This window comes from Weizmannia sp. FSL W8-0676, assembly GCF_038593015.1.
Taxonomy (GTDB): domain Bacteria; phylum Bacillota; class Bacilli; order Bacillales; family Bacillaceae_C; genus Weizmannia; species Weizmannia coagulans.
This window is the reverse complement of record NZ_CP151954.1, coordinates 2973073-2987321: the sequence shown is the minus strand read 5'-3', so window position 1 is coordinate 2987321 and position 14249 is coordinate 2973073. Positions and strand designations below refer to the sequence as shown.

Annotated in this window: 15 protein-coding genes; 7 read left to right on the top strand and 8 right to left on the bottom strand. The window is 38.6% G+C overall.

Annotated elements, in window-relative coordinates; genetic code table 11:
• Positions 1 to 506: 506 nt before the first annotated feature.
• Both istA and istB read left to right on the top strand, forming a co-directional pair.
• Positions 507 to 2012, top strand: a complete 1506-nt coding sequence (gene istA, locus NST20_RS14635) for an IS21 family transposase (protein ID WP_342399746.1) — start codon at positions 507 to 509, stop codon at positions 2010 to 2012.
• Positions 2009 to 2761, top strand: a complete 753-nt coding sequence (gene istB, locus NST20_RS14630; RefSeq protein ID WP_035180281.1) for an IS21-like element helper ATPase IstB — start codon at positions 2009 to 2011, stop codon at positions 2759 to 2761. Before istA ends, istB begins: the two co-directional genes overlap by 4 nt.
• A 419-nt stretch (positions 2762 to 3180) precedes the next feature.
• Here the strand turns inward: istB and NST20_RS14625 are convergent, their stop codons facing one another.
• Positions 3181 to 3375 carry a hypothetical protein gene (locus NST20_RS14625; protein ID WP_029142980.1) on the bottom strand — a complete coding sequence of 65 codons (195 nt, stop codon included), beginning with the start codon at positions 3373 to 3375 and terminating at the stop codon, positions 3181 to 3183.
• Between the two features lie 406 nt (positions 3376 to 3781).
• Here NST20_RS14625 and NST20_RS14620 point away from each other — a divergent pair, with 406 nt between their 5' ends.
• Positions 3782 to 5164, top strand: a complete 1383-nt coding sequence (locus tag NST20_RS14620) for a transposase (protein WP_342399745.1) — start codon at positions 3782 to 3784, stop codon at positions 5162 to 5164.
• Positions 5165 to 5841: 677 nt separating this feature from the next.
• On the opposite strand, the gene NST20_RS14615 is transcribed toward NST20_RS14620, so the two are convergent.
• The 6 genes from NST20_RS14615 to NST20_RS14590 form a co-directional block, all read right to left on the bottom strand.
• Positions 5842 to 6564 (bottom strand): peptide ABC transporter permease, encoded by a 723-nt coding sequence (locus tag NST20_RS14615; protein ID WP_029142979.1) that lies wholly within the window; start codon positions 6562 to 6564, stop codon positions 5842 to 5844.
• Positions 6565 to 6585: 21 nt separating this feature from the next.
• A complete protein-coding gene (locus NST20_RS14610; RefSeq protein WP_029142978.1) occupies positions 6586 to 7215 on the bottom strand; it encodes an ATP-binding cassette domain-containing protein in 630 nt (209 codons plus the stop codon).
• A gap of 118 nt (positions 7216 to 7333) precedes the next feature.
• Positions 7334 to 8092: a hypothetical protein gene (locus NST20_RS14605; RefSeq protein ID WP_035181029.1), complete on the bottom strand. Its 759-nt coding sequence runs from the start codon at positions 8090 to 8092 to the stop codon at positions 7334 to 7336.
• Positions 8073 to 9056, bottom strand: a complete 984-nt coding sequence (locus NST20_RS14600; protein WP_029142966.1) for a YydG family radical SAM peptide epimerase — start codon at positions 9054 to 9056, stop codon at positions 8073 to 8075. The genes NST20_RS14605 and NST20_RS14600 overlap by 20 nt, the downstream gene beginning before the upstream one ends.
• A 924-nt stretch (positions 9057 to 9980) precedes the next feature.
• Positions 9981 to 10130, bottom strand: coding sequence for an epipeptide YydF family RiPP (locus tag NST20_RS14595; protein ID WP_029142965.1), 150 nt, complete (start codon positions 10128 to 10130; stop codon positions 9981 to 9983).
• A 169-nt stretch (positions 10131 to 10299) separates the two neighbouring features.
• Positions 10300 to 10737 carry an Rrf2 family transcriptional regulator gene (locus NST20_RS14590; protein ID WP_029142964.1) on the bottom strand — a complete coding sequence of 146 codons (438 nt, stop codon included), beginning with the start codon at positions 10735 to 10737 and terminating at the stop codon, positions 10300 to 10302.
• 147 nt (positions 10738 to 10884) lie between these two features.
• On the opposite strand from NST20_RS14590, the gene NST20_RS14585 reads away from it, so the two are divergent.
• Positions 10885 to 11526 carry an NAD(P)-dependent oxidoreductase gene (locus NST20_RS14585; protein WP_046721962.1) on the top strand — a complete coding sequence of 214 codons (642 nt, stop codon included), beginning with the start codon at positions 10885 to 10887 and terminating at the stop codon, positions 11524 to 11526.
• Between the two features lie 174 nt (positions 11527 to 11700).
• On the opposite strand, the gene NST20_RS14580 is transcribed toward NST20_RS14585, so the two are convergent.
• Positions 11701 to 12204, bottom strand: coding sequence for a phenolic acid decarboxylase (locus tag NST20_RS14580; protein WP_327076964.1), 504 nt, complete (start codon positions 12202 to 12204; stop codon positions 11701 to 11703).
• 113 nt (positions 12205 to 12317) lie between these two features.
• Here NST20_RS14580 and NST20_RS14575 point away from each other — a divergent pair, with 113 nt between their 5' ends.
• The 3 genes from NST20_RS14575 to NST20_RS14565 all read left to right on the top strand — a co-directional run bounded on the left by NST20_RS14575 (position 12318) and on the right by NST20_RS14565 (position 14239).
• Complete coding sequence (locus NST20_RS14575) at positions 12318 to 12878, top strand: PadR family transcriptional regulator (RefSeq protein ID WP_327076965.1); 561 nt, start codon at positions 12318 to 12320, stop codon at positions 12876 to 12878.
• Between the two features lie 295 nt (positions 12879 to 13173).
• Positions 13174 to 13539: a GntR family transcriptional regulator gene (locus NST20_RS14570; RefSeq protein ID WP_014096861.1), complete on the top strand. Its 366-nt coding sequence runs from the start codon at positions 13174 to 13176 to the stop codon at positions 13537 to 13539.
• Between the two features lies 1 nt (position 13540).
• A complete protein-coding gene (locus tag NST20_RS14565) occupies positions 13541 to 14239 on the top strand; it encodes an ABC transporter ATP-binding protein (protein WP_026104572.1) in 699 nt (232 codons plus the stop codon).
• The last annotated feature ends 10 nt before the right edge of the window (positions 14240 to 14249 follow it).

The following is a 14249-nucleotide window of genomic DNA, read 5'->3' as shown; positions in this document are numbered from 1 at the left end:
AACATTTTTTCTGACAACGGTTACGAATCCTACTTTCCGGGTGAGAATGAATGACCTCTACTTCTATGTCATCACACAAGGATTCGTTTCTTTTTTTATTTTTTGCTTTCCGTACAACAGTTTAAAAAATCGTCTGTTGGCTTTGTCCTTCTGTATGCTCAGGATCATTAAAAGAAGGGCCATCCTCAAATAAGGAAGCTTGCCCATCGGGCACATTGTATTTTTATTTCTCTGTTTTAGATCCATATAAAAGTTTTGTTAATTGGCGAATTTGTTCGGTTAACGCTCCAATCTGTTTATTCGACTGATCAAGCTTTTTTGATAAATCTTTGTTTTGTTGATTTAAATAAGTCAGTTGTTCCTCGAGTGTTTAGTGCAAAATGAAAGTACAGAGTTCTGCAACAAAAAAGTGCAGAGCTTCATGGCATAAAAAAAGGCTTGCCAGCTCCTAAAATTCCCTCTACTGTTAAGGTTGTGAAGAACAAAACAGTGGAGGTAAAGAAAGGATGCTAGCAATGCCTGAAATTCATCATATCAAACATTTGCGTGAAAAGAAAGGGTTATCGCTTTCCGAAATTGTCCGCAGGACGGGATTTAACTGGAGAACAGTCAAGAAATATGCGGATGGAGACATTTCGGTCAGACAAAAAATAAAGAGAAAACGGGGAATGATGGAGGAAGAAGGATACGGTCAAATCATTGATGACTGGCTGGAGGAGGACGCCAAACTGCCAAGAAAACAACGGCGGACAAGCAAGAAGATGTACGAACAATTAAAGCAGGAACATGGCTTTAAAGGGTCTTATCGAACGGTTTGCGCCTACGTTCAAAAACGAAGACCTCAGCTTAAGCTGGAGAAGGAACGGCGTTACGAGAGGCTGGAACACCCTCCGGGGGAAGCGCAGGTGGATTTCGGCACCATGTCCGTTGTGACGAAGGAAGGAAAAGAGGAAGACCGATCAATTCTGATTTTGAGCTTTCCGTACAGCAACGCCGCGTATGCGTATCCATTGCCGGCGGAAAACAGCGAATGTTTTCTTTACGGGCTCACTCAGCTGTTTCGCCAAGCCGGAGGCGTCCCGAGAAAACTGCGCATCGACAATTTGGCGGCGGCGGTGGTTTCGATTCGAAAAGGAGGCGAACGTCAATATACTGAAGCATTTGAGCGATTCCGGCTTCATTATGGGTTTGACGTACAGGCGTGCAATCCGTATAGCGGACACGAAAAAGGGAATGTCGAACGGAAAGTTTACTATACTCGTCAACACTGCTTTGTCCCTGCTCCGTTGATCGAGGGGGATGAAGAACTGGCGGAGTGGCTGCATCGCAAGATGATCGAAGATCGAGCCCGCCCCCACTATGAAAAAGGGAGAACCATTGAGGAATTATGGCAGGAAGAACAAAAGGAGTTGCTTGTCCTGCCGGAGAGAGATCTCCCGATCTTCTCCTTCCACCACGCTAATGTCAATAAATACGGGGAAGTAACGGTGGATGGGGAGGCGTTTGTGGTTCATGGGATCCCGGTTCCCAACCGTGTCCTTGTCAAAAAGGAATGGGATCGTTTCATGGTTTTGTCCCAGGAAGGGGAGGTGTACCTGGAAGCGCCAAGGCCGTACACGAAAAAGCGACGGGAGCTCCCTTGGAAGGACATTTTGGCGGAATGGGCGCAAAAGCCCCGGGTGGTGGAGTATTCGCGGTTTCGAGTTTACTTGCCGGAGGCCATTAGGAAATACTTCATGGAACAACCGAAACAGACGGCATCACGCATTCGAGGAGTGCAGAAGCTGCTGGAGCGGTACACCGTCTATGAGATCGCCCAGTGGCTTGACAAGTATCAACGGTGGGATTTGACGCCCCATGAGATCGGGGTGTTGATGGAGGCGAAGCGTTCGGAGTATCCCGCGAAATGGGAAGAAGCCTATACCCCTTCCGTTTTAGTCGACTATGAAACCGATTTACATGTGTATGATCAACGTCTTTGTCCGTCAAGGGAAGGGGGAATCCGGGCATGAAGATGGATTTAAAAGAGATTTGTAAAGCCCTGCATTTGGCGTACATCGCGGATCGATTCGAGGAGGTGGCCTACGAGACCAAGGAACAGTTTTTGCGTGATGTGTTGGCGTTGGAGCTGTCGTTCCGTCAGAAAGCAAAACAGGCTCGATTGATCAAGAAGGCGAAGTTCCGGGAGTTGAAATGGCTCAAAGATTATGAATGGTCGGATCAGATTCATTGGCCGACCACGACCTCGAAGGAAGAACTTTGCGACCTTCGCTTTTTGGAGCAAAAACAGAACGTCCTGCTTTTAGGTTCGCCGGGAACAGGAAAAACCCATCTCGCCACCGCATTAGGATTAAAAGCGTGTGAACGGGGCCATGAAGTTCGGTTTTTCCGTGTCGCCGATCTTGTCGCCCAGCTCGAAGAAGCGTTAAAAGGCGGCACCCTCGGACGGCTCAAACGGCAAATCGACACATGCGAGCTGTTGATTTTGGACGAACTCGGCTATGTACCTTTTCAAAAGCAGGGATCGGAACTGCTGTTTCACATCATTGCCGATTGTTATGAACGAAAAAGTGTCATCGTGACATCGAATTTAGAGTTTGGACAGTGGAATCGAGTGTTTGGGGACAACCGCCTGACGGCAGCGCTGGTGGATCGTTTGGTCCATCACGCCCACATTCTCGCGTTTACGGGAGAGAGCTACCGCTTGCGGCACGCGCTTTCTGCCGTTCAGTCGCTCCCTTCTCGCTCGGTTGAAAGGTAAATTCATTGAGCCGGCAAGCCTATGTATTTTTTCTTGCAATTCTCTGCACTTTTTGCTTGCAAAAAACACTCGAGAAGTCAAATTATTTTCTCGTTATTGGGAGAGGCATTAACCATAAAAGTCACCAATTTTCGCATATAAGTTAACGTTAGTATACCATAGCGAATGACAAAGCGGGATAAAAATATGCAAATTTAGAATACACCTTTTGGTGTTGGTTAATTGAATCAGCGTTGCTATATAAAATGAATAAAATATCACGGCTCTGTTGCTTGCTGTACAAAGTAACCCTTATGCAAATGGCGCCCGGGCTTGATGTAAAAAACTTAAGTTCATTTTATATAGTCCATCAATACCTTTCCGCATATCTGTTTTCCAGAAGTTTATATGAATGTTTTTCATGCTTGTGTTGTCCTATCTCATAGATTTTTCAAATCCTTCATGACCGTTTGAATGGTGTGCTTATCTACGTCGTTGAAGATGGAAATCTCTGCGATTGCCGTTTTGATCGTGCAAGCAGGCTTCGAGGACAGCACGGGCGGGGTTATTCCAGGAGTATTTTCATTTTCAGTTTGTAATGTTACGGGGACAATGGTTAGTTTTTGTTTTGGCAAAGAAAAGCACCTCCTTTAATTGATACGTTCATAGTACCAGGAGGTGCAGCCTCAAATTAATTTAGAGCCCTTGCCAAAATGCTATATCCCCTGAAACTGTAAGCAGTCAGACAATTAAAGGTCGTTGATTTATTCCACTAAAGAAAAAAGACGTTTGTAGGAACATTATGACAAATGTAAAAAGAAATTGTGAGTTTTTGATTTTAATGGGGTAAATTTATTTATTATAAGTGTCTAAATTTTTCCGCTTTGGTCGGTTTTGGGCGGGTTTCAATAGATTAAGCTACTCATTCCTGTGGTAAATATTGTAAAACGGAAAAGGATGATTTTTTTTGAAAAAAAAGAGCCATGAAAGCCACTCCTTTGTTAAGATATAAGTACGACCAAATATCCAGGGAGTGATTTCATGACTATTTCTATTCTAACACAAACCAGAGACTTTTCAATACAACAAAATTTGATTCCCCACAATTGGCAAGACTATGCCGATATACCATTTGTCATTCCAGCCATGTGTTTCCCATGGGAGATTTTTAAGCCGATTGAACGAGAATACTACACCCTTTTATATTTGCACCTAAAAAATGAAAGAGCACATGATCCTTCTAATGAAATACAACCGGCACTATTTTCAATAACGGAGGAAGAAGACAAGTCTGCGTCTTCATTATTTCATCTCCCTTCCACTGGGAGAAAACCGCATCCTTTCATGCCCTTTTTTCGTGCTTTTGAACTGGCCTCTTTACAGTATATTGAAGTGATGGTGGAGAGTGTCTATTTGCAAGTGAAATCAAACCCGCTATTTGCCACCATGTGTGGATTTACGGAGAAAATTCCGAGCTACCGTTCCTTTGCTCGTTTTGATCAAATCATGACAACAAATGGTCTTTGGGAAAAAGCCCGGCTATTGGTTGTTGAATATAATAAAGGGGAAGGCGTGGTTGAAACGAATGAGGAAGCAGCCGCCGTGGATACATCGCATATAGAGGCAGAAGCAACCTTGAATAAAACAAGGAAGACGTGTTCTTGTGAGGGTGATTGCGATTGCCCCAAAGTCCTTACGGACGACAATGTAGGGGTAATGCGTAAAAGTAATGCAGTCTCCTATATTGCGCATAAATTATCAATGGTATGCGGGGTGAGATCCGGTTTGCCTTTGACGCGGGAAGTATTTAAAGGAAATACACCCGATGGGAAAACATTAGAACCGACATTGGAAACGTTTAAGACAGAGCACCCCGAGATGGCTGAGCAGTTGAGCTTTATCCTGGCAGATGGAATCTACCAAACGCCGGAAAATCAAAAAGTGACAAAGGATGTATTACAGGCGAAATTGGTGGCACCGATCAATCCACGGAACCGTAAAGATAAACCAACTACCGCCCGGGGGATTGAAAAAATCAACCGGTACGGCACTCCCATCTGTATCAGTGGACATAAAATGGAACTTAGAGGATCTGATCGGGAAAAGGGGCAATATATTTACACTTGTCCTGTATTTCATCCAAATGCCAAGCAAGAAGGTCTCACCTGCCCGCTAGCGAATCACGCGGAATGTTGTAATGGGGCAGCACAAGGAAGAGTATTTAGGATAGACTTTGATCAAACGCCTCAAGTAGATGTCGAGTTGCCGCAACATGGGCGCACATTTGAAGTGTTATATAGTGCCAGGACGATCATCGAAAGAATCTTTGGCATTCTAAAAGACGGATACATGTTTTTTGCAAGAAAAAAGTGCAGAGTATTGCAGTATATAAATTCGTTTATACCGCATAAAAATTCAATCTGAATTCTCGCTATTAAGGGCTTGACATGGAGCCTCTGCAGCCATGATTCTTTTGCCAAGCGGCCAGCTGTAACAGATTTGGCAAACCCAAACAGGTTATCATGGCTACCCCTCCATGTAAAGCCCCTCTGCATAACCATTTGCATAGAAATTTTGCACATCTCTGCACTTTAATTTTGCAATAAACAGATACAGTCTCCGTCGTGTTCACAAGCGTGGGAAACAGGCAGTTGAAGCTCATGTAGATCGATGCATGATATCTATGCACATCATGGCAAATATGGCGTACCATCAGACAGGAAAGGCCAATTGTGGATGGACACGCAATCGACTGCAAAGAGCAAATTAAGTTATTCACAGGTGGATATGTGAATAACTCAAATGAACGTTTTCTTTCCACAAAGGGTAGTGAAAAAAACCATTTTGTGAAGGCGGGATACGTATGCCCTTTTTTTGAAGAAAAATGACCGTTTTACTTCTATTGAATTGAAAATCTGGATGAAAAGGCAAAAAAATCGGGATAATTAATTTTCCAGAGCCTCGCTCAAGGGTATATTTTTATTTTGGCAGAGGCTCTTAGACAATATCCCAATTTATTGTGGCTAATCTCCATCCTATTAGTTAAAAAGTAATTTTGCGTTGATGGTTGAACAATATATTAGCCGAGTTCCTATAGGTTATTAGATTCCTAATTTAATCCATCTTTTTTTAGAAAGACTTAGGATAATAATATTTATAATAACAATAGAGGCTAAATATATCACAATAGACCAGATATCCTTGGTATCAAGTGTCATACTATCCCTTTGAAGCACCTTATCTATTCGTGCGTACATCGTGTTACCTGCTTCAAAGGGAGCGATAAATCCAAAAATTTTCGTACTTATGGCTACTAAAATAACGGACGTTATCCAATAAACAATACTTATGCCAATACTAATCAATATATTTGGGCTTAATATACTAAACGTTCCAATAATGACGATATATTGAAAAACAACAGCTGAAAATAAAAATAGCAACAAAGTAAAATGTGAAAAGTTGTGATATATTATTGATATCAAAAATAAGCCGAGCAATATAAACACAAAACATTCTATGAACAAAACCGCCACTTTTTTATAAAAGAAGGTAAAAATATTTTCCCCTATTAACTTATAAAATAAAATATTTTTATTAGTATACTCCCTGTTGATAAAGAAAGCTATAACGAATGAAAACAACATAAAACCAAACTCTGTAGCAACTGTATAGGAGCTAAAGAAGAATATATGATATGTAACTTTGCTAACCCTGTCTATTCCAATCGGTAGAAAATACCCGAGTAAAAAAACAAACAGAAACATAGATCCCAGTATAATTAAAACCTTGTTATTAATACTTTTTTTAAACTCCAGTTTCATCGTTGCCCTCCCACAATATACTTACTCATTTATATATACTTCGATCAACTTATCTATAGAATCATATTTTTGAATTGATTGATTATTGAATAAGTAATAATCTCCTGTAATGGCTTTCAAATCTGATAAGTTATGTGTAATATTTATAATAATTTTTTCCGGATTTTCGTGAATGTATTCATTCAGAAAACGATGTATTTCCATTACTGTTTTTTTGTCTAAGGCATTTGTTATTTCATCTAAAACGATAATTTTTTTATCTTCTAACAAAAAGCTAAGTAATTTTAGTTTTTGCTTTTGACCATCGCTAAGATTTTTAATTAGAACTTTTCCGTCAATATTTTCAAGGTTCAGTAAGACAGCAATTTTACTTATCAGTTTGGAATCAAATTTATTATTTAAAAAGTTTATTAAAAAGTCCTTGGAAACATCATTAGGTATATTAGATGAACTGGATATTAGAGAAATGTTCTGACTAATATCTTTTCCAATCCGTCCACTATTGTTTAATAGAAAGTCCTTGGCAAGTTGAGATTTTCCAACTCCGTTTTTTCCTAAGATGTGACTGATTCTTCCATTTGAGAAATGTAGGTTCGTGTTCTTAAGTAACGTCTTACCTTTTACTCTTAAAGTGTAGTTTGAAATGTTCATACACGAGCTCCTTTTAAACAAATAACTTTTTAAACAAAATGGGATGATTATTTCTTCTTTTCATTATTAATGATTGCTTTTATAAACACAATAAATTTTTTTGTTTATCTCTTTATCACTAGTTTGCAAAATACAATATCCAATGTACAATGGTGTTTGCTGCAATGCATACCCCAATAATTTGAATAGTAAGTACAAGCCAATGGTTTTTTTTAATACTATTATATTCGTCTAAATCAAGAAAGGCTAGAACAATTTTGTAACCATCAGAATTCAATACGGGGACTAAATTCCACAATAAAGTGCTTGAGAAAAACATATATGCTTTTGTTAAAGGTTCAAAAGAAAAAGTAAGTTGATTCACGGTCTCAACAATATTAACAAAAAGATAATTGATAAACAAACCGCTTGCATGAACAATAATCTTTTCATTCCTAGAAAGCATGTAAGTCTCATTCATTTGAACATAAAATGCAGGGAAAACGTAAAAATTCAGTTTAAATCCAAATTTATCAAACTTTTTCCCAAAGAATTTCAAAGACAAGATATGTCCCAGTTCATGAAAAAATATATTTACTATGAAATAACCGCCTATAACTATCCACATTTTCCAACCATAAATTAGAGGGGATAATTCATGTTGCAATTTCATTAAATGAGTATAATTAAATACAAATAATATAGCTATAACGCATAAAAAGGCGTAAAATAATTTTGTTGGTACTTTTTCTTTATAAGTCTTCAAGCGTGTTAATTGCTTCTCAGTAAGAGAGTCTAGCCTGTTTTTATAATATTCCCCACTTTTTTTGTCTTTTATAAAAACATGTTTTTGCACGAAAATTTCATAGTCTTCATCTTCAAATTTTAGCGGTTTCATGATCTTTATTTCCATAGTTTGCGTAGTAGTAATCTTCCATAAAATTATGAAAATAATTTATTTTGTCTTCGGAATTAAATAATGAAACACACAAACTGCAAATAGAAGAAAACTCATAGGGAATACCAAATTCCTCTATTTTTTTATTCTCTTTTAAAATATTTAAAAACCATTTAAATCCTTCTTTTCTTATAATAAACAGGAGTAGGTTAGACTGCAATTTTTCTACAGTTCTTTCATAAGTTTGACTATATTCCTCTCTTAAAGTTATTTTTGTTTCGAAAATAGCAGGGGAACAGCATGGATATATCTCTCCATCATGGTGATAAACAATTTCGTAGCCAGGGCATTGCAGAGAATCTTCATCATCAAGATTATAAAATTTATGTATATTTTCCTGGCTAATTCTATTTTTAGCAGCACCAACCGGGATCAATGGAAATTTTGTAATCTTAATTCCTAAGATTGAGTCACCCAATTCCTCCAAAATACGATTTGACATCTTATCTTTGGTGACTGCCATATTTAGAGAAACGTCAATATCTGGATATTTCCTACTGTGTTCAAATATTCTCTTGACACTGGATAATTTTACAAAAGGAGCATGGTACTCATCATAACTTATAGTTAATGCTACCACATTTAAAGAGTTCATGTCTTTAAAATATTCCTCAACTTTATTTTGGCTACCTCCCCAAAACCCGTTAGAAATCAATGTTATTTGTTTTTTGTAAGGCTTTATTATTTCCATTAATTCTTTTAAAAATTTATAATCTAAAAAGATTTCCCCGCCTGTGAATGAAATTACCTCTATTGTTTTGCTTCTTGCAAATTCATTTACTAAATTCCTTATATAGTCTTTTTCCATTTTTACTTCAGAAGTTGGTGAGCTAGAAAAGCAGCAATGATCACAAGATGCATTACATTTTGAATCTAAATTAATTGCTACTGTCTTATTATACATTAAATATTCATCCCCTTTAATAGTCAAAAATTACTGACCATGTTAAGCTTAGAAAAACTAATCATTGTTTTCCTAAATTAGTCTTTGCACGAACAAAAAACAGCCGTTGTAAAAATATCAAATTTGTTGATAAGCCCCCGTGCCATAGACTCCAAATATCGTAAAAAAGCCTCATTCCTATTTAGAAGGAAACAGCTGCATAAAAATATGATTATACAGAATTGTTTTTTAGCTTTATGACGAATCCCATCAATTGAGTTTAATCGTTCTTCAATATGGATTGTTACAAGTGTGTATACTTTTAGTATCGAAAATATAAATAACTGTCTTTGCTTTAACAAAACAAAGATAGTCGGTATATAAAATTCCCGCTATATAATTTGAACTAAACATTACTACTCATGATGTGTAGCCAGAAGCAATGTCATCTGTCATGACTATAACTGATTTTGACGCGAATAACTTAAGTTCGCTTTATATAGCAGAGTAAAGCTTCAAAATAAGATACTATTCGTCTTACTATGTTACTAGTGCTTTCATGTTTTGAGAATGACTTTTTTGTTATATAATTTGAACTAAATTTTGCCATTGCCTATGTATTGCCAGAAGTCAATATCTATCCGGGTCATGATTAATTTTGGCGCGAAAAACTTATCTAAATTTTATATTGTCATCTCTTCTTTTTGTGACAAAGATTCATAAGATACACTGGAGAATTTAGCTTAAAGCGATCTCGGATCCAATCGGACGATTTCCTCCTTATTCTTTGATTTAGACAGTGAAGTGTAGGAATCAAAATTAAAAACAAGTATGGCTCAGGCTTTGATTTCTGCAAAGCCCTGGCCCTTTCTAAACTCATGATTTAAGAAAGAAATTTTTTGCTAGTTAAGTATAAGAGACAAAGTCTACTATATGTGACTTTTATCAATGTCCACTTCCAACTATCCAACGGTTCCCCTTTGATTTCACAAAGTACCAAAGATCGTTAACTTTGGCCAACTTTTGAGATTCTTCTACCAAGCTCTTAAATTCCAAATTTTTCACATTACTATTTTGTGTATTTTCCTTACTCATTATCTATCACCTCCTTCTCTTATACTATAAATATTATCTCATTATATTCATTATTTCTGTGACTATAGTCACAGAAATAATATATTTTTCTAAACCTTATACTAAAGCAAAAATTTTCACAGAGAACTTTTTTCTCCAATAGAGAAATAGCTGCTTAATTGTTTGGACTTTAACAGATGGTGTTTTCTTTTTTAGCAATGTCTTTTACCACGTCTTCCAATGTCACTTGCTCCAAAACTTTCTCCATTGCAATCTGGGATGCTTCAAATATCGGTTCAATGGTGTTCTGAATATTTCTTCCCACAGGGCATTTCGGGTTCGAGTTACGGTGAATGCTGAATAACGCTTTATCCTGGACGACATTCACGGCCTTATAAACATCAAGGAGTGTAATATCGGACAGCGCTTTTGCCAGCTTTGCCCCTGCTTTTCCCGGATGGACTTCTATTAAGCCGGATTTTTTCAACATCCCCATGATTTTCCGGATGACAACAGGATTTGTGTTCACACTCTCCGCTAAAAACTCGGAAGAACTCACGCCATCTTTATTCATTTCAATCAACGCCAATATATGGATTCCAACAGCAAAACGACTGCTGATCGACATTTCCAGTCACCATCCTCATGTAATTCATATAATTACAAGTATAGTATAACTCCTAAAGGAAATAAATATCATTGACATGCCTGCCATCTTGTAATTATAATAATTACATGTAATAAAGTTGATTACATATTACAGGAGGAATGCCATATGAAAATTGGAATCATTGGCGCCAGCGGGAAAGCCGGCAGCCTTATTCTCAAAGAAGCGGTTGACAGGGGCCACGAAGTGACGGCAATTGTACGGAATGCAGCGAAAATTCAAGACAAACGGGTTGATGTGGTAGAAAAAAATATTTTCGATATCAAATCCGGAGATCTTCAAAAATATGATGTGGTCGTCAATGCATTTGGTGCTGCTCCAGGAAAGGAACACCAGCATGTGGAAGCCGGCCGGGTTTTAATTGAAGCTTTAAAAGGGGCGCCCGGCACACGCCTCGTCGTTGTAGGGGGTGCCGGCAGCCTGTTTGCGGATGAATCAAAAACCGTTCGGGTCATGGACACACCCGATTTTCCCGCTGCATTCCTGCCAACTGCGAAAAGCCAGGCGCAAAATTTAGAAGACCTGCAGCATTCCACCGGTATCCAATGGACTTTTGTAAGCCCGGCCGCGCTCTTTGATCCGGCAGGCAAACGAACCGGCTCCTACAAAAAAGGCGGGGATGTGCTGACGTTGAACTCAAAAGGGGAAAGCTACATCAGCTATGCAGATTTTGCGATTGCAATCCTGGATGAAATTGAAAATCCACAGCATAAAAACGAACGATTCTCTGTTGTCGGCGAAGCGGAATAACAACACTTGCTGTATAAAAAGACTATCACATTTGCGTGATTCTGACCTTCTACAGCCAATATCTTAGAAGAAAATCAAGTGAAGGCACTGAAAAAAGTGATCGTTTATTTTGATTTGTAAAAAAACGGTGAGACATGATGTCTCACCGTTTTTTGTTTTTGTGAGCTTTTCTGCTTATGAAAATTTTAGTTTTCCTGAGCGGATGTCATCGGCCATCGTTGCATAAGGTGCTTCTGAAATCACTTTTTCGTTGTTTATGCCTTCATTCTTAATGTAAGTGATATCCGCAAATTCCGGAACCACATATTTCGGGTAAGTTTCATATTTTTCACGGGATTCTTCCATTAAATCGATATGGTCATTTTGATAGCAGACCGTGATTTCCGGGTGTTCATGTACCCATTTCGGGAAAAAGATTACACCGTGCATCCGTTTATCATCCGGCATGAAGTTCAGGGAAACGTCTGTGCCTGTCGGTTCTGTCCAGGAAACTTTAAAAACGCCATCCGTGATCTTCACGATATCTGCTTTTTGGCCGTGGACCCAGCGGCCGCCAACCATTCCGCTGTGGATGCGATAATCAACGGTATTTTGATTTTTTACATAAAATTCATATTCCCAGCCATTTTCATACGTATAGATCATATGGGTGCCTAAAAATTCTTCTAATGTTTTCATTATAAAGCTCCTGTATTTAATAAATCATTAAATATTAAACATGTCAATATTTACATGTTTTATTTTATACCTATGCTATAATAATGTCAATAAATCGTGACGGAGGTTAGCCGATGGCAAAAAGAGTCCTTAAACACGCGATTCTGGGATTGTTGAGAAAACAAGATATGAGCGGTTATGATATTACGGCCGAGTTTACAAAGGAAATTTCCCAATTTTGGAGTGCCAAACACAGCCAGATTTATACCGAATTAAAAAAACTGCTGGATGAAAAACTGATCGAACAATATATTGAAATATCGGGCGTCAAACTGGAAAGAAAGATGTACAAGCTGACAGAAGAAGGAAAAAAGGAACTGGCACAGTGGCTGATGCACCCGGAACAAATTCCCGAGACGGAGAAAGATACATTTGCTTTAAAAGTTTATTTTATCCAATACATTCCCGAAGAAAAAATTCTTCCGCTTTTCCAGGACCAATTGGATCAGCGGGAGCAAAAATTATCGGAGCTGAAATCCCGTTACCAGTTTATTTTTGCGCAAAGAGAAGAGAAAATGGGACTTGCAGCAGATGAGTTAGGGCATTATCTTGTCCTGACAAAAGCGATCTCCCGGGAAGAAAGCTATGTAGACTGGCTGAAAAAAAGCATCCGGTTTATCAGGCAAAAAAGGTGAACGTTCCTTACCATTAGACGCCATGCGGGAGTGAACGCGGCACCGGCAGAAGAAGAAATTCAGCTAAGCGTATATTTTCGGGATAGGATCATTGAATCGTTGCCCGGCTTAAGCAAAAAGGCATTTTGGTTTTCAAATAAGGCCCTGATTTCGTGAAAAATCTTTTCCGATTTCAGGGCCTTTTCGTTTGGCCATGCCGGGCCAGCCCCGGAAAGGGAATATGGCGTTGACAGTACCGGAATATTAGTGTACTATTTATATAGTACACTAATACACCATAACTGGAGGTGAAAAGGTGGAATTTAGCAGTTCTTTGCCCATTTATATTCAAATCATGAATTTAATTAAGACTAAGGTGGTTTCCGGTGAAATCGACAGAGGGGAAAAACTGCCATCGGTCAGGGAATTATCAAAGGAATTAAAAGTCAATCCGAATACAATCCAAAGAGTCTATCAGGAACTGGAGCGGGAAGAGCTGGTGAAAACGCAAAGAGGAATGGGAACTTTTGTAACAGAGGACAGCCTTATCATCAGCCATTTAAAACAAAGCATGGCTGCAGCGGTCATAGACCGTTTTTTCAGGGAAATGGAAAATTTGGGTTTCCAGCCTGATGAAATTAAAAAAATGATATCGGAAAGGTTTATGGAAGGGAATGAATAAAATGAAGAATATCGTAGAAATAAACGGGCTGGCAAAGCATTATTTCCGTAAAAAAGCCCTGGATCAGTTGAATTTAACGATAGAGGAAGGAAAAGTCGTTGGAATATTAGGCCCGAATGGAAGCGGAAAAACAACGCTGATTAAAATTTTAACCGGCCTTTTACGGCAAACAGGCGGAGAAGTGCGGATTGGCGGATACAAAGTGGGCGTGGCAACAAAATCCATTGTTTCTTATTTGCCTGACCGCAATTTTCTGTATAAATGGATGCGGATCAAGGATGCTTTGAAATTATATCAGGATTTTTATGAGGATTTCGATGAAAAGAAGTTCGAAGCATTACTTGATTTTATGAAGTTGGAAAAAGACATGAAAATTGATACGTTGTCAAAAGGCATGCATGAAAAACTGAACCTCTCGCTTGTCCTGGCAAGAGATGCAAAATTATATATTCTGGATGAGCCAATCGCCGGCGTCGACCCGGTTGCAAGAGACCAAATATTGGATGCGATTATCGGCAACTTCCGCGAAAACAGTTCGATGATCATTACGACGCATTTAGTCAGGGATATGGAAAGCATATTGGACGAAGTGGTCTTCTTAAAAGACGGCCGGATTGTTCTGGCGGGAAATGCAGAGCAATTGCGGGAAGAAAAGGGCAAGCAAATCGACACAATTTATAAAGAAGTTTTCGGGGCATAGGAGGGAAAAC

What these genes read in the sequence shown, in the direction of transcription:
- istA (WP_342399746.1), top strand. Translation starts at nt 507, where the DNA reads ATGCTAGCAATGCCTGAAATTCATCATATCAAACATTTGCGTGAAAAG.
- istB (WP_035180281.1), top strand. Translation starts at nt 2,009, where the DNA reads ATGAAGATGGATTTAAAAGAGATTTGTAAAGCCCTGCATTTGGCGTAC.
- NST20_RS14620 (WP_342399745.1), top strand. Translation starts at nt 3,782, where the DNA reads ATGACTATTTCTATTCTAACACAAACCAGAGACTTTTCAATACAACAA.
- NST20_RS14615 (WP_029142979.1), bottom strand. Translation starts at nt 6,564, where the DNA reads ATGAAACTGGAGTTTAAAAAAAGTATTAATAACAAGGTTTTAATTATA.
- NST20_RS14610 (WP_029142978.1), bottom strand. Translation starts at nt 7,215, where the DNA reads ATGAACATTTCAAACTACACTTTAAGAGTAAAAGGTAAGACGTTACTT.
- NST20_RS14605 (WP_035181029.1), bottom strand. Translation starts at nt 8,092, where the DNA reads ATGAAACCGCTAAAATTTGAAGATGAAGACTATGAAATTTTCGTGCAA.
- NST20_RS14600 (WP_029142966.1), bottom strand. Translation starts at nt 9,056, where the DNA reads ATGTATAATAAGACAGTAGCAATTAATTTAGATTCAAAATGTAATGCA.
- NST20_RS14595 (WP_029142965.1), bottom strand. Translation starts at nt 10,130, where the DNA reads ATGAGTAAGGAAAATACACAAAATAGTAATGTGAAAAATTTGGAATTT.
- NST20_RS14590 (WP_029142964.1), bottom strand. Translation starts at nt 10,737, where the DNA reads ATGTCGATCAGCAGTCGTTTTGCTGTTGGAATCCATATATTGGCGTTG.
- NST20_RS14585 (WP_046721962.1), top strand. Translation starts at nt 10,885, where the DNA reads ATGAAAATTGGAATCATTGGCGCCAGCGGGAAAGCCGGCAGCCTTATT.
- NST20_RS14580 (WP_327076964.1), bottom strand. Translation starts at nt 12,204, where the DNA reads ATGAAAACATTAGAAGAATTTTTAGGCACCCATATGATCTATACGTAT.
- NST20_RS14575 (WP_327076965.1), top strand. Translation starts at nt 12,318, where the DNA reads ATGGCAAAAAGAGTCCTTAAACACGCGATTCTGGGATTGTTGAGAAAA.
- NST20_RS14565 (WP_026104572.1), top strand. Translation starts at nt 13,541, where the DNA reads ATGAAGAATATCGTAGAAATAAACGGGCTGGCAAAGCATTATTTCCGT.